The organism is Paenibacillus herberti, from assembly GCF_002233675.1.
In the GTDB taxonomy this organism is placed as follows: Bacteria; Bacillota; Bacilli; order Paenibacillales; family Paenibacillaceae; genus Paenibacillus_O; species Paenibacillus_O herberti.
Map to the genome: position 1 here is coordinate 629,935 of NZ_NMUQ01000002.1, position 24,949 is coordinate 654,883.

20 protein-coding genes are annotated in these 24,949 nt (G+C 56.2%); 6 read left to right on the forward strand and 14 right to left on the reverse strand.

Annotated elements, in window-relative coordinates; all coding sequences use genetic code 11:
• Positions 1–145: 145 nt before the first annotated feature.
• Positions 146–1,099, forward strand: a complete 954-nt coding sequence (locus CGZ75_RS15295) for a methylenetetrahydrofolate reductase (RefSeq protein ID WP_089525141.1) — start codon at positions 146–148, stop codon at positions 1,097–1,099.
• Between the two features lie 75 nt (positions 1,100–1,174).
• On the opposite strand, the gene CGZ75_RS15300 is transcribed toward CGZ75_RS15295, so the two are convergent.
• From CGZ75_RS15300 to CGZ75_RS15320, 6 genes are all read right to left on the reverse strand, one after another.
• Positions 1,175–2,266 (reverse strand): DNA alkylation repair protein, encoded by a 1,092-nt coding sequence (locus CGZ75_RS15300; protein ID WP_089525142.1) that lies wholly within the window; start codon positions 2,264–2,266, stop codon positions 1,175–1,177.
• A gap of 35 nt (positions 2,267–2,301) precedes the next feature.
• Positions 2,302–3,339 carry a uracil-DNA glycosylase family protein gene (locus tag CGZ75_RS15305; RefSeq protein WP_089525143.1) on the reverse strand — a complete coding sequence of 346 codons (1,038 nt, stop codon included), beginning with the start codon at positions 3,337–3,339 and terminating at the stop codon, positions 2,302–2,304.
• 221 nt (positions 3,340–3,560) lie between these two features.
• Positions 3,561–3,731 (reverse strand): hypothetical protein, encoded by a 171-nt coding sequence (locus CGZ75_RS25365; protein ID WP_176444863.1) that lies wholly within the window; start codon positions 3,729–3,731, stop codon positions 3,561–3,563.
• Positions 3,697–5,295, reverse strand: coding sequence for an HD-GYP domain-containing protein (locus tag CGZ75_RS15310; protein WP_089525144.1), 1,599 nt, complete (start codon positions 5,293–5,295; stop codon positions 3,697–3,699). The genes CGZ75_RS25365 and CGZ75_RS15310 overlap by 35 nt, the downstream gene beginning before the upstream one ends.
• Before the next feature lie 106 nt (positions 5,296–5,401).
• Positions 5,402–6,307 (reverse strand): polysaccharide deacetylase family protein, encoded by a 906-nt coding sequence (locus CGZ75_RS15315; RefSeq protein ID WP_089525145.1) that lies wholly within the window; start codon positions 6,305–6,307, stop codon positions 5,402–5,404.
• Positions 6,279–7,601: an MFS transporter gene (locus CGZ75_RS15320; protein ID WP_089525146.1), complete on the reverse strand. Its 1,323-nt coding sequence runs from the start codon at positions 7,599–7,601 to the stop codon at positions 6,279–6,281. Before CGZ75_RS15320 ends, CGZ75_RS15315 begins: the two co-directional genes overlap by 29 nt.
• A 365-nt stretch (positions 7,602–7,966) precedes the next feature.
• Here CGZ75_RS15320 and CGZ75_RS15325 point away from each other — a divergent pair, with 365 nt between their 5' ends.
• Positions 7,967–9,427, forward strand: a complete 1,461-nt coding sequence (locus CGZ75_RS15325) for a catalase (RefSeq protein ID WP_089525147.1) — start codon at positions 7,967–7,969, stop codon at positions 9,425–9,427.
• 207 nt (positions 9,428–9,634) lie between these two features.
• Positions 9,635–10,252, forward strand: coding sequence for a DedA family protein (locus CGZ75_RS15330; protein ID WP_089525148.1), 618 nt, complete (start codon positions 9,635–9,637; stop codon positions 10,250–10,252).
• Between the two features lie 155 nt (positions 10,253–10,407).
• Here CGZ75_RS15330 and CGZ75_RS15335 read toward each other — a convergent pair whose 3' ends face one another.
• The 5 genes from CGZ75_RS15335 to pruA form a co-directional block, all read right to left on the reverse strand.
• Positions 10,408–11,238 (reverse strand): helix-turn-helix domain-containing protein, encoded by an 831-nt coding sequence (locus tag CGZ75_RS15335; RefSeq protein ID WP_176444864.1) that lies wholly within the window; start codon positions 11,236–11,238, stop codon positions 10,408–10,410.
• A 252-nt stretch (positions 11,239–11,490) separates the two neighbouring features.
• Positions 11,491–12,111 carry a hypothetical protein gene (locus CGZ75_RS25370; protein ID WP_176444865.1) on the reverse strand — a complete coding sequence of 207 codons (621 nt, stop codon included), beginning with the start codon at positions 12,109–12,111 and terminating at the stop codon, positions 11,491–11,493.
• Complete coding sequence (locus CGZ75_RS25375) at positions 12,112–12,279, reverse strand: hypothetical protein (RefSeq protein ID WP_176444866.1); 168 nt, start codon at positions 12,277–12,279, stop codon at positions 12,112–12,114. It lies immediately after the preceding gene.
• Between the two features lie 181 nt (positions 12,280–12,460).
• Complete coding sequence (locus CGZ75_RS15340; RefSeq protein ID WP_089525150.1) at positions 12,461–13,930, reverse strand: RNA polymerase factor sigma-54; 1,470 nt, start codon at positions 13,928–13,930, stop codon at positions 12,461–12,463.
• Positions 13,931–13,989: 59 nt separating this feature from the next.
• Positions 13,990–15,537 carry an L-glutamate gamma-semialdehyde dehydrogenase gene (gene pruA, locus CGZ75_RS15345; protein WP_089525151.1) on the reverse strand — a complete coding sequence of 516 codons (1,548 nt, stop codon included), beginning with the start codon at positions 15,535–15,537 and terminating at the stop codon, positions 13,990–13,992.
• A 214-nt stretch (positions 15,538–15,751) separates the two neighbouring features.
• Between pruA and CGZ75_RS15350 the strand changes: the two genes are divergently transcribed.
• Entirely contained in the window at positions 15,752–16,675 is a 924-nt protein-coding gene (locus tag CGZ75_RS15350) for a proline dehydrogenase family protein (protein WP_089525152.1), read from the forward strand.
• Between the two features lie 388 nt (positions 16,676–17,063).
• A complete protein-coding gene (locus CGZ75_RS15355; RefSeq protein WP_245850878.1) occupies positions 17,064–19,031 on the forward strand; it encodes a sigma-54 interaction domain-containing protein in 1,968 nt (655 codons plus the stop codon).
• 20 nt (positions 19,032–19,051) lie between these two features.
• On the opposite strand, the gene CGZ75_RS15360 is transcribed toward CGZ75_RS15355, so the two are convergent.
• The 3 genes from CGZ75_RS15360 to CGZ75_RS15370 are packed head-to-tail and all read right to left on the reverse strand — an operon-like array spanning position 19,052 to position 23,459.
• On the reverse strand, positions 19,052–20,458 hold the full coding sequence (locus tag CGZ75_RS15360; protein WP_089525153.1) for a sugar phosphate nucleotidyltransferase: 1,407 nt from the start codon (positions 20,456–20,458) through the stop codon (positions 19,052–19,054).
• Positions 20,459–20,499: 41 nt separating this feature from the next.
• A complete protein-coding gene (locus CGZ75_RS15365; RefSeq protein WP_089525154.1) occupies positions 20,500–22,410 on the reverse strand; it encodes a glycosyltransferase in 1,911 nt (636 codons plus the stop codon).
• Positions 22,407–23,459, reverse strand: a complete 1,053-nt coding sequence (locus CGZ75_RS15370) for a DUF6492 family protein (RefSeq protein WP_342745685.1) — start codon at positions 23,457–23,459, stop codon at positions 22,407–22,409. The genes CGZ75_RS15365 and CGZ75_RS15370 overlap by 4 nt, the downstream gene beginning before the upstream one ends.
• Positions 23,460–23,683: 224 nt before the next feature.
• On the opposite strand from CGZ75_RS15370, the gene pepT reads away from it, so the two are divergent.
• Positions 23,684–24,916 (forward strand): peptidase T, encoded by a 1,233-nt coding sequence (pepT, locus tag CGZ75_RS15375; RefSeq protein WP_089525913.1) that lies wholly within the window; start codon positions 23,684–23,686, stop codon positions 24,914–24,916.
• Positions 24,917–24,949 lie beyond the last annotated feature (33 nt).

Here is a 24,949-nt window from a genome sequence, read left to right on the forward strand (position 1 = left end):
TGTTGTTTGCCTATAACCTGAGCCCATAACCAGCTCTAAAATATCCTTATAACTGTTTCGCGGAAAAGCGGTACAGCTTGCAAATCCAAAGTGGTATACTAGGTGAAAACGTATCGGGACGATAAGGAACCGGCTAGGAGGCTTTATGAGCTCAACCCTGAAAGATAAACTGCTCCGCAAAGAAAGCGGCATCCTGACCTATGGCATGACTCCGCCCAAAAGCAGTCATCCACCAGAGAAAATCCGGGAGATTGCAGATAAGCAGATTTCCCGGCTAAAGGATACCGGCATCGACGGTCTTGTTCTTTACGATGTGCAGGACGAGGCGGACCGGACCGATAAAGACCGGCCCTTCCCGTATTTGGAGGCGCTGGATCCTACGGAGTATTACAACGGTTATCTGAAGCAGGAGCTCGGAGTTCCGTCCATTATTTACCACTGCGTTGCCTCTGAGGGACCCGACAAGCTCGCAAAGTGGATCCTTCAAGACCGGGACGATCAGCGGTACACCGTATACGTGGGGGCTTCCTCCAGCCGCCAGCAGGTACAGATTCGACTTCCGGAAGCTTATCGCATGAGCGGCATTCTCAACGAAAAGCTGATGACCGGCGGAGTTGTCATACCGGAGCGGCACCGCAGCAAGGGCGACGAGCATATGCGGGCGCAGGCCAAACAGGAGTCGGGTTGTGGTTTTTTCATCTCCCAGGCTACCTATGATGTGGAAGCGTCCAAGAGCTTCCTCTCCGACTACTATTACGATAGCCGCAAAAACGGCACGGAAATGGTTCCGATCCTGTTCAACATCGCACCATGCGGCTCCGCCAAAACGCTTGAATTCATGAAGTGGCTCGGCATCAGCATCCCCAAATGGCTGGAAAATGAGCTCATGCATTCCCAAGACATCCTGGACAAATCCGTTCAGCTGTCCCGCCAAGTATTTTTGGAGCTGTACCGCTTCGGAATTGAAAAAGGGATCCCAATCGGCTGCAGCGTAGAGAGCGTATCCACCCGTAAAGTCGAGATCGAAGCTTCCATCCAGCTGCTGAAGGATATCCGCCAGGATATGCAATCCCTTTCCGAACAGCTGACGGTCGTTTAGGGATCATATCCAAAATAAAAACGCGCCCGGGGGCGCGTTTTTATTTTGAATAAGACAGCCGCTACGCGAGAATGGTTAGTTCTTCGGCGGGTCCATGAGCAGCTCGAAGGGCAATGTGCCCAGCGCCACTCCATTGACCAGCACAGTCAGGCTGTGCATGCCGGGATAATAGCGACGAGTCGTAATCGGCTTAATCGCATGGGAGCGCGTCACGGAAGTAACTCCATGCGGATAAATGCGCTGGGATAACTTGAATCTTTTGCCGGCCAGCGTGCCATTCGCCTTGACGAAGCCAATCTCATACTCCAAACGAAGTGACACCGGCTCCCCTTCATTAAAAAGCTCAAAAGTGAACTCCAACCGCTTTCCGAATGTAACGATCGGGGTCAAAATAGCGAGCTCCCGCACCGAAGTCCCGGCGGCAGGAGCATAACCAAAAAGCTCCATCGCCCGTGGATGAGCCTGCTTTAATAATGTTCGGCAGCCATGCCGCAAAATCCAATCCGTACGGCTGTCGCGGCCATAGTTCCGCTCCGCCAGCTCCAGCACACGCTCTGGATGATCTTTGGCAATATCATTGAGATTGTTGGCGACGCTGCGACGGACGTACTCACTCTCGTCTTGCAGCATCGGCTCCAACAGCTCCAGCACGGGGGCTGGGTCCCGGACAAATACCGGCAGCCGCTGCCCCCAGGGCAGGCGAGGCCTGCAACCTTCGCTGGCCAAACGCCGGATGTGCTCATCCGAGTCTCTGGACCAGTCCAGTATACGCTTCATGACCGCCACCGGATCGCGCTCGATATAAGAACGCACGGCAAATTCCGACGTCGAGCTGCGAGTCAATCTGGTCAATGCCTCCAAGGACAGCTCTGGCTCCTTTGCGCCGAATAGCTCTATATAATCTGGAAAAAAGATATATTCCACGCCCCGGAACCGCTCTGCCGCCCCACAAACGAGCGAAACAGCCTCCCGGTAGTCCTCTGGCAGCATCCGGCCGAGAGCGCGCGTGACGAGACGCATCCTTTCTTTGAAGGAGGCCTCCTCCCAGGGCTCTTGCTGCACTATCGCCAAGAAAACGTCGGGGTCGAAACGATTGTCCAGCCCATGAAAGGCCTGACCGACCTTCAAAAGCATTTCTTCATGATACAAATTTCGCAACGGCTCCATATATGCTTGCTCCTCCTGCAATTAACAGTACTCAATTAATTCTCTAGCGATTCCATGAAACGTTCCAGCCGCTCCTTCAGCTCCGGGAAAGCTTCGCGGAACTGGGCATGGCGATGCCCATTCGCTCCTGATGGATGGGGAAAACCCCACAACACCTGTTCCTCCTGCAGTTGTCCTCGCTCCTGGAGCGCTCGAAGAACTTCCTCTACCGCCTTGCCTAACGGTACAAGCAGCGGTGGTTGCTCCAGCTGCTGGAGCTCATCCGTCATATGACGGACGGCTGTCTCCAATAGGAACGGATTGCGGGATATAGGCGGCTGATGGCCGCTATAATTCGCTCCGTCCCGGAACACCGGGCAGGGCAGCACCGATGTCGTATGGATCATGGGATGATCCAGAAGATCTTCGGGTAGCATAGGCGATAGTGACGGAGTGATTGCCTGTGCAGGGAAAGGCTTGTCGGAGGCTTGCCCTGATTTCTCCTGGTATGGCTCTTGATACGGTTCTTGGTACGGCTCCTGGTATGGCTCTTGATACGGTTCTTGGTACGGTTCTTGGTGTGACTCTTGGCATGCCTCTCGATGTGGCTCACTGTATGGTTCTTGAGCGGCATGCCTTGTTTGATGTTTCGGTTCAACAGTTTGGCGGAGTAGCTCCGGGAGGCCAAGCTGTCGCAGCATATCCAGCAAACCCGTACGCATCGATCCCGCGAAGCGAGCCTGCCGTTTGGATTCCCAGCAGGCTGCTTCCGGCGTGCAGCCGGAAGCCAGTGCTTGCTTCAGCACGCGCAAGGATATCTCCATCTGCTGCCAACCCGGCGTCAGCCCCGCAATGACAAGGCGCGCTCTACCGCCGCCCAGCTCATTATGCGGAGCGTAGTACATTTCCAGGGAGCCCGACCGCTCTATCAACAGTGGAGGCGCCAGAAGCTCTTCCTGGCTGTACTTTGTCCGTTCCGGCAAGTTCGCCATATAAGCTGCTGCCTCCGCGAACCGTTCCGGATGGCGAATGTCCGCCAGCTCGGCGGCGCTGAAGCCGCGCCTACGTACATCCTCCCTCACGCGCTTCTCCACACGCCCCACTCCCCGCTCAGCTTTATCCCACCAGTATAACCTGAATTACTGACAACAGTCTGTCAGCAATTCGTTATAAGATCTCTCGGTTTCGTTAGGCTCGTGTTGTCCTCATCGGCAACAATAAAACGACAAAAAAAAGTGCCCCGTAAGTCACGACTCTCATGACTTACGGGGCACCTTTGCATTGCCAAGGGCAACCGACAGATTCCTTCAGCCGATCACGTCGGCTTGAAATGCATGACGGCTTCGCCAGCAATCATGCTTGGGCAGCCGACCGATGGAGCTACCTTGAGCTGCGTCGGCTTCAGCATTAACCGCGACCGTTCCAGCTGCAGCGTGGCCTCTTCTCCAACCTCAAGAGCTCTTGCTGCGCTCTCCCGGAGCTGCATCAGCGCCGGGCTCCGCTCCTCCGACAGCAGTATCGCTGCCGCTGTCGCGCTTAGTCAGCAGCGTCACCTGGCCTGGATGCTCCAGCCCGCCCATCGCCCGGATGAACGTCCGGGCATATTTAGGGTCCCACTGCGTGCCGCAACCTTCGTCCAGTATGGCCAGCGCCCGGGCGGCTGGCATACCTTTCCGGTAAGGACGATCTGAGGTCATCGCGTCATAGGCGTCTGCAACGGCAATGATGCGGCCCATAAGCGGAATCTCTTCCCCGGCTAGGCCATCGGGATAACCTTTGCCGTCATAACGCTCGTGATGGGAGCGCACGCCTGGCAGGAACGCCGCCATCGCCTCCTGTGGTTCGATCTGGCGCAGGATGTTCTCGCCCATGACGGTATGCAGCTTGATTTGGTCGAACTCCTCATCGGTCAGCTTGCCCTCCTTGAGCAGCACGTTGTCTCGGACGCCGATTTTGCCGATATCATGGAGCAGTGCGGTCTTGTTGAGCACATCCAGCTCAGAGATCGCCAGACCCTCCACTCGCCCAATCATAAGCGCGTAAGCCGCCACCCGCTGAGAGTGGCCTGCCGTATAAGGGTCCCTCGCATCCAGCGCAGCCGCCAGTGTGGAGAAATAACTTTGCAACAACTGCTCGTTCATTCGCTCCCGTTCGCCAAGCCCGTGAACCATATGATTGAAGCCGTCCACAAGACGGGAAAATTCATCCGAATATAGATCGGGAACGGTAACCGACAGATTGCCCTTGCGCACAAGCTTCATCATCCCGTACAGTTCCTCGATCGGCTGCTTGACGTTCCGCCCGAGAAGCCATGCGGCATAAGAAGCGAAGCCCAGACTGACAATGAGCACGAGTCCGCTCCATGCCCAGTAACCGGTGCTAGAGTCCCCTTTTGCCGTTAGGCGCACCTGCGTAGATAACACGAACAGCAAAACTGGGAGAGCGCCGATGACAAAAATACTCAGTTGAAACTTAAATGGGATGGCAACCAGCACTTTGCCCTTAAGTGATAGCTCGCTGTGCGCTAACGGGTCCCCATAGGACTTGATCGTCATCAGCAGAGGGCGGATCGCCTGAGCCGTCAGGAAATATTCAATTACCGCATGAAGGCTGGCGATCAAAATAGAAGCAAAAACCGCGATGGCCAGTTGGCCATTCGGGATTTCGATCCATCCCAGCTGTCTGCTGGTAAGAGTAAGTGCAACTGCCGGAAGTACAAACCCGAGCATATGAGGGCCCAAAGTCCGCCGGACAGCAAGCCCGGGCAATCGATGGGTCCGGAAGTAAGCTTTTCTAATTGTAGCGTTATCCCGTTCTGTCATCTGGAAAAGCCGATGTATTGGCTCTAGATGCCGGCGGAACGTTATGCCTTCCACAACAAGCATGCAGCACACCGATAACAACAAAATCAGCAAAATAACAGTAGGCTGGCCTGGATGGAGCTCCAGGCTCATTCCAATGATGGCGCCGCCTACCCCAACAACAGCAAGAGCTGAGCCAGCTATATAATTGCGCAGCAATTGATAGATAAAGAAACGATATGTAGGCATATTACCCCTATTCGTACTTTTTCCTTTATTTATCGCCTTTCATGAAGATTTTTGTTAGATTTTGCCGAAAAAAATATATATTTGTCGAATTATATTGCATAATTAATCAATTTTTAAGCAGCTGATGCATCGCATTCCAGCGAGGACGCTTCTGCTCACGCCATACATCCCGGTAAGTAGCCAGCTCAATGCCGGCATCCCGCAGTGCGTAGCGGAAATCTCCGTCCTGCAGCAACCGATGCTCCCAAGTTCGCTTTTCCCAAGATGGAATAATTCGCCCCATTTCCTCGTCTTGAACCGCTGGATGAACATACGTTTCGGTAATTCCCTCCGGCAACTCGTAGAGCTTGTTGATCATCATCGTTTTGAAGGAACTATACGTCTCTCCCGGCTCGACATGATAGGGATGACTAACCAGATAATCTGGCAGGGGCACTCTAAGCAGATCAGCCAACGCCACAACTTTGTTTAGAATCTTGTCTGCGTTCGGGACGGAGGCGAGAAAGGCATCCTTCTCCCAAATACGCCGAAACAGCCGGAAGGGCAGTCGGCGCCTTGAACATTGCCAGAGCACAAGCGGCAAATAACTGCGTCCCGTCGCCAGTCCATACAGGCTACCCATATGGTTGTCGGCATGCGTAATGCTGATCCCAGCCTCGCGGATCGCTTTGAACTGGGCGTTCATCTCTCTTTTTACGTCCGCGGCAAGGGCGCTGCGCTCGAAAGCTTCAATGTCAGGATGCAGGAAACCGTCGCTGTCCTGTAGCGACGCTGCACCAGTGAGCGCTCCCCAGCGCCAATCGGGGAATTCACTTGTAAAGGTTAAATGAGCTCCTATGCTGACTTTGCCCCCTTGGCGGCGGCACCACTCGGCTGCTTCCCGGAAAGCTGGTGCAGGCGCCATGATCGTCGCGGAGCTGGCGAGACCTTCTTCCAACAAGCCGAAGATCGCCTCATTGGCCGCACGGCATTGCCCAAAATCGTCACAGTTGAGAATCAGTCTTTTTGTCATCTGCTCCCTCTCCTTCCTCCCGATACATAAAGGATATGGCAACCGATACCGCCAGCAGACCGACCGGCACCAAGCTAATCAGCCAGCGGAAGGCAAGCTCCGGATTCGGACCCGGGTCGATGCCGCTGGAATAACCGAGCAGCATGCCGACAATCCAGAAAGCCAGCGCCGAGATCAGTCCGCTCGAACGGGTGACAAAACCGCCAACAGCAGTGTACACGCCCTCGCGCCTGCGCCCGGTTTTCTCTGCGTCCTGGTCGATAATTCGCCCGTTCAGCACAGCTGGCGTAACGAGGAACCCTGCGAGACCGAAACCGACGACGATGCCGGCCACGATACCACCGCCGAGTCCTTCGGCGAACCAGAGCGGTACGGCGCTGATGCCATAAACGACAAGCGCGAGCCGCCAGCTGCGCAAGCCGCCGAGGCGTCTTGCAATGAGGTACCAGACCGCGACGAGCGGAATGACCGGCACAAAAATAGAGGCAAGCAGCAAGGAAACTTGGCCTTCGGGAATACCTAGAGCATATTTGGCATAAAACGGAATCATGGAGCTGAGCAAGCCGTTCACGGTTTGAGCGAAGGAATTGGCGAGATGGAAAATCCAAAAGTTGCGGTTGCGAAGCGTTTCACGGAATGCCGCGATGAAGGGCAGCGGCGGCTGGCTGCGCGCTTCAGGAGGCTCCTGAAGATGGCGGAGGAATGCCAGCATGCAGAGGAGAAACAAAGCTGCATAGGCATAGGACATGCCGCCGAAGCCTAAATTTTTGAACAGGATTGGCGTCACGGCTGTGCCGATGAGAATGGCGAGCATCTGAAAGCCTTGCTGAATGGCAGAGGCTTTGGCCCGCTTATCCGCACCGCTGTAAAGCTCAGGCAGCAGCGCCCCATAGTTGACCCAAATAACGGAGGAGGCGGTTTCGAACAGGATGAGCGATGCCAAGAACCAATAGAACAGCTCCATCCCGTCTGTCGCAGCGGTGGCGGCTACAGATTCCGGTACAGAGAACAGCAGGATGAATACAGCGGCGAATGCCGGCAACGCCCCATACAACCACGGCTTGCGGCGGCCGAAACGCGTGCGCGTGCGGTCGGACCAATAGCCGAGCAATGGCTGATTGACGGCGTCCCAGATGAGGTAAATACTACGGGCAAGCGTAGCCATTCCGATGCCAAGGCCAAGCTTGTCCACATAATAGTAGCTGTAAAAGGATAAAAAAGCCTGGCTAGGAACCATCATGGCAAACATGCCCAGCCCGTACATCCAGCTGGAATTGATTCGTTTCGACGGCATGGCGCTCTTCCCCGCTTTCTCATTCCGGCAGCCCAAAGGGCGCTCGGCGCGAACAGCTTCAGGTGCTTAGAAGCACTTTGTTCCGAGAAACTACTATTGGCATTGGCTGGCTCATGTGCGCATTGGCAAGCTCGTATTGCATTCGGCACCTGGACATACGATTTATTCTTACATTTTCTTCTAAAAACATCTTCCGCAGCGCAGCGTTTTTTCCTGCTTTAGTTCTAATTTATAATTATTATAAATAACTATTGACTACAAAGTAATGAGATTGTACAGTAGTATCAACTCTCAGCTGTCTATCAGATTGATTCAGACGCATTCATTCATGGATACCGGATAACCGGGGAAAGGGGAATTATTTCATGAACCGACTGACGACGAACCAAGGGGTCCCAATTGGGGACAACCAGAGCTCCAGAACGGCAGGCCAGAACGGCCCTACTCTACTGGAGGATTATCAGCTGCTCGAAAAGCTCGCGCACTTCGACCGCGAGCGGGTACCGGAACGTGTTGTCCATGCACGCGGCGCAGGCGCACATGGCGTCTTTAAAACAGCGGCGAGCATGAAGCGCTGGACGAAAGCGGCTTTCCTGCAGGAAGCGGGACTTGAGACTAGCGTATTCGTCCGCTTCAGCACCGTTATTCACGGCCAGCATTCTCCTGAGACGCTGCGCGATCCCCGGGGTTTTGCGGTCAAATTTTACACCACAGAGGGCAATTACGATTTCGTCGGCAACAATCTTCCGGTATTCTTCATCCGCGATGCGATGAAATTCCCTGACATGGTGCACTCGCTCAAGCCAGATCCGAGCACAAACATCCAGCATCCCGATCGCTACTGGGACTTCATGTCGCTGTCGCCGGAATCGACGAATATGCTGCTACATCTGTTCTCCGACGAGGGAATTCCGGCGAACTACCGCGAGATGCGCGGCTCCAGTGTGCATGCATATAAGTGGGTCAATGCACATGGAAACCGCGTTTATACGAAGCTGCGCTGGGTTCCTAAGCAGGGTATCCGCACTTTGACTGGGGAACAAGCTTCAGCAATTCAGGCCAATGATTTCAATCACGCGACTCGCGATTTGCAAGAGGCAATCAAGCGGGGCGACTTCCCGGAATGGGATCTGTATGTACAGATTCTCGATCCGGCTGATCTCGACTCCTTCGACTTCGATCCGCTGGATGCGACGAAGGACTGGTTCGAGGAAGACATTCCTTATGTGCATGTCGGCACAATGCAGCTGAACCGCAATCCTGACAATGTGTTTGCCGATACGGAGCAGGTCGGTTTCAATCCCGGTGTTGTTGTGCCTGGCATCGAGCCGTCGGAGGATAAGCTGCTGCAAGGTCGTCTGTTCTCCTACTCCGACACGCAGCGCTACCGCATCGGTACGAATTACTTGCAGTTGCCGATCAACTGCCCGTTCGCCAATGTGAGCAACAACCAGCGTGACGGAGCGATGTCGCAACAATCGAGCAGAGGTTCCGTCAACTACGAGCCGACCCGCCACTCGGACGCGCCGAAGGAAGATCCCGCCTATGCGGAGACGCCAGATCCTTTGGCAGCGAATGCAGCGTCAGGACGCCAGCGTATCGCTAAGACCAATGACTTCGGCCAAGCGGGCCAAGTATGGCGTCGTTACTCCGAATCAGAGCAGGCAGCTGTCATTCTCAACCTGGCAGGGGATCTATCGGCGGTAGAATCGAGCACGCAGCTGCGCGCCGTCTGCAACTTCTACCGTGCGGATGCCGAGCTTGGCCAGCGTCTGTCGACAGCTTTGGGCATTGATTTGGCTCCTTATCTGAAGCATCTGGCTTAAAAAAGCTTTCTAATCTGACTGGCGGCTGCCACCCAGCCTGCCGAGCGTTATCATACGACCACCGAGCAAGCCGCTCCTCCCTGGAGCGGCTTGCTCGGTGGTTTTTTATTTTTTTTGAAACCTGGAACGCCCCTAGCTCGTATATAGAAGAAGCTATGTCCGTATGCGGACGCCCCTGTGAGATGCGAGAGGAAGGTGCTTGCTTTAATGGAAGCTTGGATTACCGAAATGATGGACAAGTTCGGCTATGCCGGAGTGTTTTTCCTGATTGCGCTCGAAAATCTGTTCCCGCCGATTCCATCCGAGGTCATCCTAACCTTTGGAGGCTTCATGACGACTCAGACCAGCATGACGCTGATCGGTGTCATCATCTTCGCCACGCTTGGCTCTGTCGTCGGAGCTGTCTTGCTGTACGGCCTGGGTGCTTGGCTGAATGCGGACCGCCTGGAGCGAATCGTACTGCGCTGGGGCCATATTCTCCGGCTTAAGCCGGAAGATGTGCGCAAGACGGATGCCTGGTTCGACCGCTACGGCCCGTGGGCCGTGCTGCTGTGTCGCCTCGTGCCGCTTGTACGCAGCCTTATTTCCATCCCAGCCGGAATGTCCGGTATGAACTTCCCGCTGTTCCTGCTGCTGACGACGATCGGCTCGCTGATCTGGAATAGCGTGTTAGTGAGCGTTGGTGCTACGGTCGGTGCTTCTTGGGAGACGATCGTTGGATACATGGACGTGTACTCCAATATCGTGTACGCACTGCTCGCCATCGGCGTCCTCGGCGGTGCCTTCTGGTTCTTCCGCAGCCGCAACAAGCCTAAGAGCCGCTAAAACAAGTGCTAAACGAGCTTTGAGCAAGCGTTAAACAAGTGTTAAACGAGCTTTGAGCACACATTGAACGAGCATTAAGCAAACATTGAACGAGTGTTAAACAAGCAAACGGCCTGGTTGTCTCCACAGACAGCCAGGCCGTTTTTTTATTATTCTTAATTGGATTCGGCAGCCGCATGTTTGCGATACGAGGCAGGAGTTTTCCCGATAGTAGCTTTGAAGTCTCGAATCAGATGCGCCTGATCAAAATAACCCAGCTCCACCGCGAGGGCAGCCCAATTCGGCTCCTTCTCCCCTTCCAAAGCGGCCAGCTCCACCGTCTCATGCATCCGGTAGCGTTGAATGACCCACTTTGGAGTGACGCCGAGGTAGGTTCGGAACAGTCGCTGCAGGCTGCGAACCGATAATCCCCAACGCTCCGCCACACCCTCCACATCTCGCTGACTGCGGTCGAGTTGGATACCGATAACGATCCGGTCAACCAGCTGCGCGCTGGCATCTGGCTCCGGTACACGAGTAGCCCAATAGGCATCAGCCAATCTTGCCCGCTGAACCGGATTGCTTTCCGCGAACACAGCATGTTCAAGCTCTAGCAGTTCCGGGCCAAGCACTTCAGCGGCGGACAAGCGCTTGCCCGCCAGCTCTTCCGGATCGCGATCCAGCCAAGCGCGGAACGCCCCCGGGCGGAACAGCATGCCCATCACTTGACCTTTTCCCTCCAGCTTTTGGCTGGAACGGCCGGGGCTGACGATGCTGACAACAGAGCAGCCCGGCTCCAGCACGACGTTAACCGAAGGATGCTCCAGCACTTCCTGCACATGGGCCTGCCCTGGCGGCAGTTCCCACTGGATCAGCCAGTAGTGGCGGATGAACGCGGCGGCAGGCCCCGAAGGCAGCAGCCGTTCGATCCGATAGTGCATCGCCCCAGCATGAGGAGCGAGAATTCCGCGGTTGTTGAGTGTCAGCGGAGAGCTGTGTTTGTCCATTGCAGAAGCTCCTTCCAGGCTGGATGGGAATTCCATTCCTATCCATTATCCGCAAGGTGATTCGGGCTGTCCAGAGCTGTCAGCCGTTCTGCATCAAATGTACCGCATATTTGAGTGGGATGAAGTCGGCTTTTCACCTCTTTATCCTCCGGCGCCTTCCAGTACCGAAGCTGCTCTTTCAGGACGCTTGAGTTATGGCTTATAAAACCTCATAATCCTTACGGCTTTGGAGCAGCGTTCAAGTAGCTTTTGCTACTTGGGGCGGGCTACATTCAAGTAACTTCGACTACTTGCTTTGCTCGTCGGAGAGACTTCCGGTGCACTCAAGTAACTTTTACTACTTGCTTTGTTCATCGGGGTATCTTCCGACGCGTTCAAGTAACTTTTACTACTTGCTTGGCTCGTCGGGGTCGCTTCCGGCGCGCTCAAGTAACTTTTACTACTTGCTTGGCTCGTCGGGGTCGCTTCCGGCGCACTCAAGTAACTTTTACTACTTGCTTGGCTCATCGGGGTATCTTCCGACGCGTTCAAGTAACTTTTACTACTTGCTTGGCTCGTCGGAGCGATTTCCGGCGCGCTCAAGTAACTTCGACTACTTGCTTGGCTCGTTGGGGCCAATTCCGGCGCGCTCAAGTAACTTGGACTACTTGCTTGGCTCATCGGTGCCAATTCCGGCGCGCTCAAGTAACTTCGACTACTTGCTTGGCTCGTTGGGGCCAATTCCGGCGCGCTCAAGTAACTTGGACTACTTGCTTGGCTCATCGGGGTCACTTCCGGCGCGTTCAAGTAGCTTGGACTACTTGCTTGGCTCGTCGGAGCCAATTCCGGCGCGTTCAAGTAGCTTGGACTACTTACTTTGCTCATCGAAGCCATTTACGGCGCACTCAAGTAACTTTTACTACTTGCTTTGCTCGTCGGAGCGACTTCTGGCGCACTCAAGTAACTTTTACTACTTGCTTTGCTCGTCGGAGCGACTTCCGGCGCGCTCAAGTAGCTTGGACTACTTGCTTTGCCCGTTGGGGCCGCTTTTGACTCGTTCAAGTAACTTGGACTACTTGAATGGGGGCTTCGGAGCCTCCTCGGCTGCGTTCAAGCAGCACAAAAAAACCGTTTTTTCGTAGGCGGAGTAGTATACCTCTGCATTACGAAAGAACGGTTTCATTAATAATGCTTTATAAAATGATGGCGGGAACAAAGCAGCTCATCCTTGGAGCCACCCAGCCTAGGCTCTAGCGTCAGCATCCCTACGAGCCGTGGAGCAAGGGATACGCAGCTCATCCCGGTACTTGGCGACGGTGCGGCGAGAGAGCGGGACACCTTCCTCCGACAACCTTTTTGCCAGTTGCTGATCCGATAACGGTCGGCTCCTACTCTCCGCTGCGATTAAGGCTGCCAATTGCTGCCGAGCCGCTACCGCTGACACCTCTTCTGAACCGCCACGACCAAGAGTCGCGCTGAAAAAAGCTTTCAAACGGAACACTCCATGCGGGGTCCGCACATATTTATCCGCTACTGCCCGGCTGACCGTTGACTCATGCACACCCAGAAGAAGTGCGATGTTCGCCATCGTAAGCGGCCGCAGGCCGGACCAACCAACCTGTAGAAACGCTTGCTGCTCGATGAAGATGGCCTCGACGACCTTCCGCAGCGTTTGCCTGCGCGTGGCAAGGCTGTTCAGCAAGCTGCGAGCGGAGCGTCGGCAGCTTTCGATGTAAGCGTACGCCTCATGCTCCCTGCGAATTCCAACTAAAAAACTGTCGCTCCCAGCCAGTGACAACCGCGGCTCCCATGTGGTATTGAGCTCTACACTGAGCTCCGAATCCGCCGTCAGGCCAACTCTCGCATCCGCAATGATAGATTCCGTCCGCACGCTGGACAGCCGCAGCCCGGGCCGCGGATCAAGTCCGCGCAAATGCAGACGAGCTGCCTCCAACTCGTCACGGCTCATCCCAGTACCTTCGGAAATCTCATCCCATTTGCGTTCAGCGAGCTGCGGCAGCCAGCGGTCGGCCAGCTCCCGAGCACCCGAAGCAGGCTGTAGCTTGCGAACCAGCTGCTGCGGCAAGCATTTGCGCTGCTCCCGAGCACCCGAAGCAGGCTGCGGATCACGATCCGGCTGCGGCTGCGGCGGCAAGCATTCACGCTGCTCTCGCGCGCCGGGAGCAGGCTCCGGCTCGCGATCCAGCTGCAGCAGCAGGCATTCGCGCAGGTCACGCGCGCCGATGCCTGCCGGCTGCAGCGACTGCAGCAGCCGCAGCGCTTCCGCCGCCAGCTCGGCTGTAATGCCGAGCTGCTGCGCTGCTTCTTCAAGCGAAAGCGCCAGATAGCCGCTTTCGTCAAGGTTGCCGGCGAGATAGCCGGCTGCCCGCCTCAGCGGAGCTGGCGGTCCCAGCAATCGCAACTGGCCAAGCAGTTCGGCCTCCAGCGTCTGCGGCTCCGCAGGCGCACGATCCAGCGGATCGGGGGCGTTCCACGCGCTGGCGAAGCGCCGCCCGCCCAGACCGCGAAGTGCAGGAGCCTCGCGGTATTCCAGCAGCGGATTGTCCGCAGCAAGCTCCTGCACGCAGCGACCCAGCTCTATCGCTGGCAGCGAGAGCAGATGCAGCGACTGGCGCATCTCCTGCGTCAGCGCCAGTCGCTGGCGCTGCTCCTGACGGAGCAGTCCATGCTGCTGAAGGGCGGGCACATTCATCGCGGCGGCCTCCTTTGGGCTTTGCCTACATTATAGCGCTTGTGCAGGCCTCTTGGACGCTACATTTTTTCCGAAACGAGCTTCCCTTGGGTGAACAGCAACAGATAATCGCGGCCGCCTGCCTTGGAATCCGTACCGGACATATTGAAACCGCCAAACGGATGCACGCCGACGAGTGCGCCGGTGCACTTGCGGTTCAAGTACAGATTGCCTGCAAAGAACTCGCGGCGCGCCTGCTCCAGATGAGCGCGGTTGCGCGAGATGACCGCTCCGGTCAGACCGTAATCCGTGTTGTTAGCGAACTCCAGTGCTTCTTCGAAGGAGGATGCTTTAGTGAATGCGACGACCGGACCGAAAATTTCTTCCTGAGAAATACGCGCTTTAGCGTCGACATCCGCAAAAATAGTCGGCTCAATATAATAACCGCACTCGTCGCCGATACCACCGCCATGCACGAGACGGCCTTCGCTTTTGCCGATTTCGATGTATTCGAGAATTTTCGCGTACGCCTTTTCGTCCACGACCGGACCGAGGTTTGTGCCGCGCTCAGTCGGGTTGCCGAGCTTCAGCTTAGCCGTGCGCTCCACGACCCTCTCCAGCACCTCGTCATACACATCAGCGTGAATGATAGCGCGTGAGCAGGCGGAGCATTTCTGACCGGAAAAGCCGAAAGCCGAAGCCGTAATCGCATCCGCTGCCAGCTCTAGATCAGCATCCGAATCAACTACGATACAGTCTTTTCCGCCCATTTCGGCGATGACGCGCTTAATCCACTTCTGCCCTGGCGCAGTTTTAGCGGCACGTTCATTGATGCGTAAGCCTACGTCGCGGGAGCCGGTAAAGCTGATAAATCGAGTCAGCGGATGCTCAACGAGGAAGTCGCCAACCTCGCCGCCTGGACCCGGCAGGAAGTTCACAACGCCAGCGGGAACGCCAGCTTCCTCAAGCAGCTCCACAAATTTAGCCGCGATGACGGCTGTCGGACTGGCTGGCTTCAGCACAACCGTGTTGCCGGAGACGAGCGCAGCTGTTGTCATGCCAGCCATAATCGCGAGCGGGAAGTTCCAAGGCGGGATGACGATGCCAACTCCGAGCGGAGTATAGTACAGCTCATTGTCTTCCTCCGGCAGGCGAGTGAGCGGTTGAGGCTCGCTGAGACGGAGCATTTCGCGGGCATAGAATTCCATGAAGTCGATCGCTTCAGCAGTATCGGCATCGGCTTCGGCACGGTTTTTGCCGGATTCAAAAGTGAGCCAAGCCGAGAATTCATGCTTGCGGCGGCGCATGATTGCAGAAGCTTTGAACAGGTGGCTGGCACGTTCTTTTGCGCTAGTATGGCGCCAAGTTAGGAATGTGTCGTAAGCGATGCGGATCGCTTGATCCGCCAGTTCCTTGTCGGCTTGGTGCACGATGCCGATGACCTGGCCTTTGTCCGCCGGGTTGGTGGATTCCAGCATGCGACCCGTCTCGATGGCCTTGCCGCCGATGACGAGCGGATAAGTCCGGCCCAGTTGCTCTTTAACAGCCCCCAGCGCGGCGTCGTAGGCGGCGCTTTCCTGCTCTTTTGTGAAATCCGTAAACGGCTCGTTGGCAAATTCCATTCTCATCGTACATCCTCCTTGGAATCTCATTCGTCCCCTGCATCATCCCGGGGCTCTTCGCTCATATAGTAAAGCAAGAATCATGCCAATATGATTGGGGGAGCGCGAGATTTATTGGGCCAGTTGCAATAACCTACACAGTTGGCATGAAAATTGCTACGTATTTCCTACGATTATTCAGAAAACCGCCATTCATACCGCAAAAGGGGAAGGGATCAACATGGACATCGGATCCGAGCTGTACCGCAAGACGCTTCTCACCATCTCTGGCAACTCGCTTGTAGAGAAGCTCACCCTCAAATACGGCGGCAAACTGGCCGCCAAATTCATTGCCAGCCAGGAGCTGCAGCCTGCGCTGGACGTTATTCGCGAACTGAACCGCAAGGGAATCATGGTTACACTGGATCATCTCGGCGAGGGCATCAAGGCGTTATCTGAGGCTTCCGGCTATCGTGAGGAATATATTCGGCTCGTACGTGGCATCGCAGCGGCGAGCGTGAACGCCAATGTGTCGCTCAAGCCAACCCAGATGGGGCTGGCGCTGGATGCTAAGGCCTGCTTCACAAATATCCGTGCCGTTGTGCAAGAAGCAGCGGCGGCCAACAACTTTGTGCGCATCGATATGGAAGATACCCCTTTTACACAAGCGACGATCGATATGGTAAAACAGCTGCATCGCGAAGGACTGACGAATGTAGGGACGGTCATTCAGGCCTATCTGCATCGCACCCGCGCTGATGTGAAGGATCTGATTGCAAGCGGAGTCAACCTGCGTCTGGTGAAAGGTGCTTACAAAGAACCGGCTGAGGTTGCCTTCCAGAAAAAATCCGAGGTTATCGATAACTTCAAAGCAATCATCCGCATGCACCTGGACCAGGGTATTTATACGGCGATTGCCTCACATGACGATACCATTATCCGTTGGGTAAAAGAATACGCGGCAGCAAACCGAATTTCGCCGGAGAAGTTCGAATTCCAGATGCTGTACGGACTGCGTATGAACGAGCAAGCAAAGCTGGCTGCAGACGGCTACCGGGTCCGCTGCTACGTGCCGTACGGCAAGATGTGGTACCCCTACTACACCCGCCGCCTTGCGGAAAAACCCGCCAATCTGATGATGGTTCTGCAGAATATGTTCCGTTGAGTCAGTTACAATGAAACGGTCTAGTATCGTAGTTGCGCAGCGTGCTGTTGACGCTTAGCAAAGACGGCGCTGGCCGTTTTTGCGTTGCAGGCTCACTCTTTCTGTGACCCATGCAGCCCGGACTTGAAGCCTGCCGTGGTGTATCCTTTACTATGGCTCTATTAACTACTGCCGTGTTTTTATCACCTGCTGTAATTTTATCAACTCTCCCCGTGTTTTTATCATCTACTACTGCAATCACCCTCCCTTGGCGACCATCAATATGTCTAATATGTAAATAAAATTAGACACTTGTGTCTAACCTGTTTTACACTTATTAGACACATGATCCATATTTCGCCAGACCGAGCTCGAAAGAGCTGCGAACGGCATCGTCAGGGAGGTACTTATGAAGCTGCAATTGCCCCTTCTGTACCAAATAAAGTGGGATGACTATGAAATTTGTACTGCCCGGGAATTCAATTATCGTCCCGTCGATGCGCCAAATGCTGCCGATAAACTTTCCGCTGACAGCCATCCCCCCCTCTTCATTCAGCTGGAAACGAATCGCTGGGGCTGGCTACCGCCGGGCGCAGTAGATGCCAGCCGCGTTGTGCCAGCGGCAGCTCTGCCAGCGAGGCTCCGCTTGGACGAACTGCCAGAGCTGCCGACAGGCTGTCCTTGGGCGCTGCTGCTGGATGAAAACGGCCAGCCAATCGGCTGTCTAAGCTTGTCGATCGCAGCAGCACAGCTGCAGCAGGCATTCCGCCGGCTGCGGGCTGGATTTGAGACGACACTGGAGACGACGGACAGTGCGATTACGGTCATTAATGCGGAAAGCGAGGTCATCGCCTGGACGAGCGATGCGGAGCGCATGTTTGGCATTCGCCGCGAGGAAATTATGGGTCGTCCGGCGGATGATTTTTTCCAAAAGGAGCGGCTTCAGGTGCTGCGCACATTGGCGACGGGAGAGGTGCTGCGTGGAGCCCAGCATCAGCCCCGCCCGGATATGCATGCCGTCATTAACGCCCGGCCGGTGGAGCTGGACGGTGAGCGGATCGGCGCGGTCGCCGCTGAGCTCGATATCACCTCACAAATTCGTATGAACCAACAGTTGTTCCGCATGACAGCCAAAATGCAGCATCTGGAGCGTGAAGTGGCAAAGCTTAGTCCTACGGTCGATCCGTTTGCGACGATCAAAGGCACGAGCACCACCGTTCGAGCCTCAGTCGAAACGGCACGCAAACTCAGCGCTGCCAAAGCTCCGGTGCTCATCCTCGGTGAGAGCGGCGTTGGCAAAGAACTGTACGCCCGCGCCATCCATGATGCCGGAGCCGGTCCAGACGCACCTTTCATCGCCATCAACTGTGGAGCGATTTCGCCTACGCTGTTTGAGAGTGAGCTTTTCGGCTATGAGAAAGGAGCTTTCTCTGGAGCAGATCCCCGAGGACGCAAGGGGAAAATAGATCTTGCTGCAGGCGGCACGCTTTTTCTCGACGAGATTGGTGAAATGCCGCTTGAGCTTCAGGTGAAGCTGCTGCGTGTGCTGCAGGAAAAAAGCTATTACGCCGTAGGCGGCTCCACACTCCGCAAAGCCGACTGCCGAATTCTGGCGGCAACGAACCGGAACCTGCTCGATATGATCGCCACCGGGCGCTTTCGCGAGGATCTGTACTACCGACTCAGCGTAGTGACGCTGGACATTCCACCTCTTCGCGAGCGCAAAGGGGACATTTATGAGCTGCTGCCGCTCTTCTTGAGCGAATTTGCGGTTGTTTATGGCCGATTCCTGGAGGCATGCCCACATGAGATTGTGCTGCGGATGGCTGCCTACGACTGGCCCGGCAACATCCGAGAGCTGCGCAATGCGGCCGAACGGCTCGTCCTGTTGGCTGCGGATGGAGTCATTCGCGCGGATTACTTGCCGCCGAGACTGATGCAAGGGTCAGCTGACGCGAGCGGTATGGGCGGTGCGACTGGCTCGGCCAACGCGGCGGGTTCGAGTGGTCCGACGAAATCAGGTGGTTTAGCTGGCTCGGAAAGCGCGCCAGAGCTCCAAGGCAGGGACAGCCTAAACCTGCCGACCGTTTTCACGGGCGGAACTGCTGCTGATGCTCACCCTAGTCCTAGTCCGGGCTCCCCTGGCTCTTCTGCCACGCCGGAGGAAATAGCCTGGACGAATGGAGCGGTAATGCCCCAGCCCCATTCCGCAGGCTCCGCAACAGGTTATCGCGCCGGAGCGGAGAACTTGGAGCGGGAGCAGATTCGGCGACTATTGGAAGCCGAGCGCGGCAACAAAAAAGCGGTTGCCAAGCAGCTCGGGATCTCCCGAGCAACTTTGTACAACCGCATGAAAAAACTGGGCATGCCATTATAAACATGCCCTTGCAATCAACGCTACCAGCTCATCAACAGCCGTTCGATGTCTCTCTCGTCGTGCACTCGTCCGATCTCCACCTGCACGCAGTGCAGCTCCGTGATCGCCTTGACCCCGTGCCGGGAACCAGGCGGGAAGCGCATGACGTCGCCGGGGCCGACGTTATAAATCTGATCCTCCAGCATGAAGCGGCCGACACCGCCTAGCACGGTCCACACCTCTTCTTTACCCGTATGCAAATGATAACTCGTACACTTACCCGACTTCAGCACAACCCGTCGGGTGAGCACCTCGTCCCCGCTCTCCAATCGGTCGACGTCCAACGTCCGGCAGCTACCCCAGCGTTTCTCCTCCTGCATCGGAAGGCTCGGAACGACGCTGAGCGATTCCTTAATCCGGTCCGCCTGTTCTTTGCTAGCAACCAGAATGCCATCTGGGCTTGCCGCCACGACCGCATCGGAGATGCCAATAATATGGATTGGACTACCCAGCTCATTGATGAGATGGGTATTTATCGTTCCTGCCGATACGCTGCCGGGACCGAGTTGAGCATGGCCGAGCTGTCCCAGAAAGGTGCTCCAGCTTCCGAGATCCTGCCAGCTCCCGCGATAACGCATTACCATGCGCCTTTCCGCCTGCTCAGCTAACTCCTTGTCAAAACTCTTCTCCGCCCACTCGGTATACCCCTGCTGCAGCTCCTCCATGCGGACTGGATAGCCCTTTGCCCTCAACTTCTCTTGCAGCCAACTGAGCCGAAAAGAAAAGATGCCACAATTCCATAGCGCGCCCTGCTTCATTAATTGATTGGCTAACGGCGGATCCGGTTTTTCGGCAAAGCGCTCCACCAGCTGCCAACTATTTTGTTCCCCGTTCGATGCCATCTCGGACAGGCCAGATGTTTCGTCGGCGGACGAGAGCAACTCGTCGCCCCTGCGGTGCTTCCGTTTCGGCACGATGTAACCGTACTGGGTGGATGGATGAGACGGCTCCGTGCCGATCATCGCGAGCTCAGCCCCTTTTAGGACGGCCTCGGGCAGATGCCGCAACAAGTCAAAGAAATCCTGCTGCACAAACAGGTCGACCGGAAGCACACAAACTGGCTCATCCAGGCTAGCACCTCCCCGAGCGGCAAGATAAGCTGCACCGAGCGCTGCCGCAGTAAAGGTGCCGCGCTTGTGAGGCTCCTCTATGATCGGGATGTCAGGTCCGGCATGTACACGCGTAATCTCCGCCTGACTTCGATGCGTCACGATGATTGCCCCCTGCAGGAGTCCAGCCTCGCGAAGCTGACGGCACAGCCGTTGCATCATGGACTCCAACCCGCCATCCGGTGCGGGCAGCAGCTTTAGGAACAGCTTGGATCGGATGTCATTGGATAGCGGCCACAATCTTTTGCCAGAGCCGCCGGATAGTAATATGATTCGCAAAATAAATAGAGCCCCCTTGCTTCCTCGGCCGGCGTCCCGCTTCAGATAAGCGGAACGCTCGCCTTGACCTTCTTGCCGCTGGCTCGGCGTAGCAGGGCAACAACTCGCCAGTCGCCAGAGGCGCTGCTTGGCTTCGCTGAGGACGGCTTCCCATCCGGTTTCCCGCTAAGCCTCCAAATTTCAGCTCGCTTGACCCCCGCACTCCAGCCCGGCCTCTTTCCGCTCTCACGCCAGATCCCTGCTCGGCTTCCATCCATGCTCCAGATTGGCGGTTTTCTCCTTGCCCGCCAGACTCTCGCTCCCTTGCCCTCCTTGCTCCAGACCAGCTTTCCTTTGACCAAACGCCAGCCTCCAGTTCGCCTACTCGCCACGTTCCGGCTCAGCTTCCTTTCGCTCCGCCGCCGCATCTCCGTTCGGTTGCCCTCAGCGCTGCGATTCGGCTTCCCACCGATTACACGCCAGCCTCCCGCTTGCTGGCCCACCGCCGTATTACGGCTCGGCTTCAATACGCTCGGCTTCACCACTCTTGGTCTTCCGCTCTCCGTACGGTTGCCCGCCGCTTTCCAGCTCGGTCCCCCGACCTCCGCTCGCTTGCTCTCCGTATTCCGGCTCAGCTTCCCTCCGAGCACACGCCAGTCTCTTTCTCGGCTTTCCCCCGTGCTCCGGCTCGATCCCCCACCGATCACACGCCATTCTCCCGCTTGGCTTCTCTTCTCGCTACGATCTAGCTTCCCTACGCTCGGTCCCCAAATCGCCGCTCGTCTGCCCTTAGCGAACCAGCTTGACTGCGCTCCGCTCGGCCGCCAGACGTGAACTCGGCTGGCGCCCTCGCCGATTCTACCCTCGCTGATCCGCTCCAGCGTCCGGCGCAGAATCCTGCCAGCCGCCGTCCAGCTGTGAGCCAGCATATCTTCCCGCCCTCGGCGTCCCTTTTGTCGGCAGAGACCGCGGTCCCCGCTGGCGGCGCGCATTTGCCGCTTAAGCCCGTTTATGTCCGCCTCGGCCCAAAGCTGGCCCTCCTGAGCAAACAGACCGCGGAAGCTGCGCGCGATCGCCCTGTTCCCCGTCATCTTTTCAGAGGGCTTGCAGAGCCTGTATGGGACAGCGAACGAATTCCCATCCGTCAAAAAATCGCTCTGTCCGCCCCAACGAGTTGCGATGACGGGGATGCCGCTCGCCAATGCTTCCATGAAGGGCATACCTACGCCTTCACCCCGCGTCGGCAGCACAAAGGCATCCGCAGCTGTGTAAAGTCCCCGCAGCTGCCTTTCGCTGATATTCCCGGTAATGATATGGATTGGCGCAGGTCGATGCGGCAGTCGCAGCGAAGCCCGATAACGGGCGATGCTCCGCCTCACCGCTTCTGCGCCGCCGGTCTCCTTCCAGCCGCTCGTCTTGATGACGAGCAGCACCCGGTCCTGTTCGCTGAATTCTTCCAAGTAGGCGCGCAAGAGCGCCTCAGGATTTTTGCGATGCTGGAAGCTGAACACCGACAGAAACACAAAACACCCAGCGCTCCCCGGGAGAGCCGCAGGCGAGTTGCCGGGATGAAAACGGCTAGTGTTCACACCATGCGGAACCCGGTACAACGGTACCGTCACTCCACTGTCGCGCATCACCTTCACATTATGTCGGGAAGGTACAATTACAGCGTCGTACCGGTTGATCGCTCTTTTCCACTGGCTAGGAATTTTTGTCGTCTCCCACACCGTGTTCAGCACGACTTTGGCATATCTTCTGCGAGCCTTGTTTGGATCGAGCGTATTCGGCGGGAAATGATAAACGAGCAGTTGCCTCCCGTTCGAACCAGTCAGCCTTCTCGGCGCACCCGTAGAGACCCCCATGCCTGCCCGTCGCAAAGCTCGAACGTACTCGCGGCTCGCGTTGCCGAGCCCTCCGAACCGTTCCATCGGACCGCGCCAGACGACAGACTTCAGTTTCGAATTTTTCATCGGCTTCCACTCCGCGAGTTCATATTCCGCTGCACTGTTGTTGCAGCTTTGACCGGTTGATGCGCTTGATTGACCGAGACAGCTTTTCCGCGAGTTTCCAATCTGGACTGAAACACCGCGCTTAACCAGATGGCGCTGCGACCGTGACTGGATATCAATGGAGCCCCTTCCGGAGTGACGCCTGCACCGAAAAATGTACCAAAAGGAAGCTTACTCTTTAAATTACTTTGCGCCGCTGTGCCTGCCTTGCGGACATAGCCCCTCCGCTGATGAAAGCTGACGGAGCGATACTTTGCCGCAAGCTCTTTCGTCCGCTCTGGGGTCAGACTAGAAACGCCGGTGTGAAGCGCGCGGTTTTGGGCCGTGAGTAACCGCACGGAGCCGGGATCCCGGCTATAAACGAAGTTACCGTAGGTTTCATATTCGCTGAAGCCGAACTGCTGCTTGCGATCCAGTTTCGTCAAAATAGCCCGATGCCAGCTCATCCCATGCCTGACCTCGATGTCACTCTTCATTTCGCGAAGCTTTTTCTTTTCGAACAGCATGTAGTGAGTGACCAGGGAGCGTGGTGCGGACGCCTTGCGGCCCATCAATCGGGTATGCATGCGGAGATACTCCGGCTGCGTCCAGCTACGAGTGTAGAACGTTGTGCGGCCCCCCGTGCGGAATGTATGGGGCCTTATAAGTACCGTGTCAGCATCGATCACGAGAAAATAATCCGCCGAGCAAAGCTTATCCCCGCTCAGCTTTAACAACTGCTGAAACAACCAACCAGAACGCTCCCAGCGAGCTGACCGGTAATGGATGTCTTTTTTCCCGAGAGGCAGCACCGTGTTCTCGTCCACGAATCTCCAGCCGTTCGATCGGCACAGGGAAACGATAGAGTCCTTGCGAGGAGCAACGATGATAATCTCACCGATAGGATGGCGCACCTGGCTCCGCACGGAACGGATGGCACGGGGCAGAGTATGAAGGTCTTTTTCGATGGCAGGCACGAGCACGTCAATGCGGGGAAGCGATTGGGCTCCCAAACCGGCTGTTTGAGGCATTGGGCATAGTCATCTCCTGTAAAGTCGTCATGAGGCATCTGTCATCAATATATGCCGGCATAGCGTCCCAGGGCTGGGCAAGCTCAGCGAAAAAGGCTCTCGTCTCGGGCTGAGGGCGAATCTCGTAGGCTGAAGACTGGCTGGATTTCACCTCTGCGCAACTGCTATAGTGGACGGTATACAGGATGAGCAAGTCCAAGTTGAAAAGGAGAATCCCCATGGATATGAAACAGGAACTGATCCGCCGGCTGACCGCCTACGCGTCTATGGACACTCGCTCCGACGACAGCAGCGACAGCTGCCCCTCTACGCCAGGCCAACTAGAGCTGGCTCGTCTTTTGGCGGCCGAGCTGAAAGAAATTGGGCTGACGGAAGTCACGCTTGACGCAAACGGCTACGTGATGGCGACACTTCCGGCCACAACGGCAAAAGAAGTGCCTACCATCGGTTTTCTCGCCCATATGGACACCGCATCCGACTTCACCGGCACGAACGTCAAGCCGCAGCTTATCGAAGCCTATGATGGCGGCGATATCGTGCTGAACCGTGAACTTGGTGTTATCCTTTCGCCAAGGGACTTTCCAGAGCTGGCAGGATACGTCGGCCAGACCCTGATTACGACAGATGGAACCACGCTGCTCGGAGCTGACGACAAAGCCGGCATCGCCGAAATCATGACTGCGATGGCCTATCTCGCCAGCCATCCCGAGATTCCGCATGGTCGCATCCGTATCGGTTTCTTGCCGGACGAGGAAATCGGACGCGGTCCTCATCTCTTCGACGTGGCCGCATTCGGCGCACAGTTCGCCTATACGATGGATGGCGGAGCGCTTGGCGAGCTGGAGTACGAGAGCTTCAACGCCGCCGAGGCGATCATTACGGTGCAAGGCAAAAACGTACATCCCGGCTACGCCAGAGGCAAAATGCTCAATGCACAAACAATCGGCATGGCACTGCACGGGCGACTTCCAGCGGGTGAGGTGCCGGAGTTTACGGAGGGATATGAAGGGTTCTTCCATCTGATTTCCTTCGAGGGAACCGTGGATCTGACCCGGATGCACTACATTATCCGCGACTTCGACCGGGAGAGCTTCGAGAACCGCAAGACCCTGGTGCAGACGATTGCGAACGAATTCCGCCAGACTTACGGCGAGGGCAGCATCAAGCTGGAACTGAATGATCAATACTACAACATGCGGGAGAAAATCGAGCCGGTGTTCGGCATCGTCGAGCTGGCGCGTCAAGCGTTGGAAGAGTGCGGTGTGAAGCCGAATATCAAGCCAATCCGCGGCGGCACAGACGGTTCTCAGCTCAGCTATATGGGGCTGCCAACCCCGAATATTTTTGCCGGTGGCGAGAACTTCCATGGCCGCTATGAGTATGTGTCCGCAGATTCGATGGTCAAAGCCGCTGAGGTCATTGTACGCATCGCGACGCTGGCGGAGGAACAGGCTTAGCAAAAGTCATACTTAATATTGTTTAGTAACACC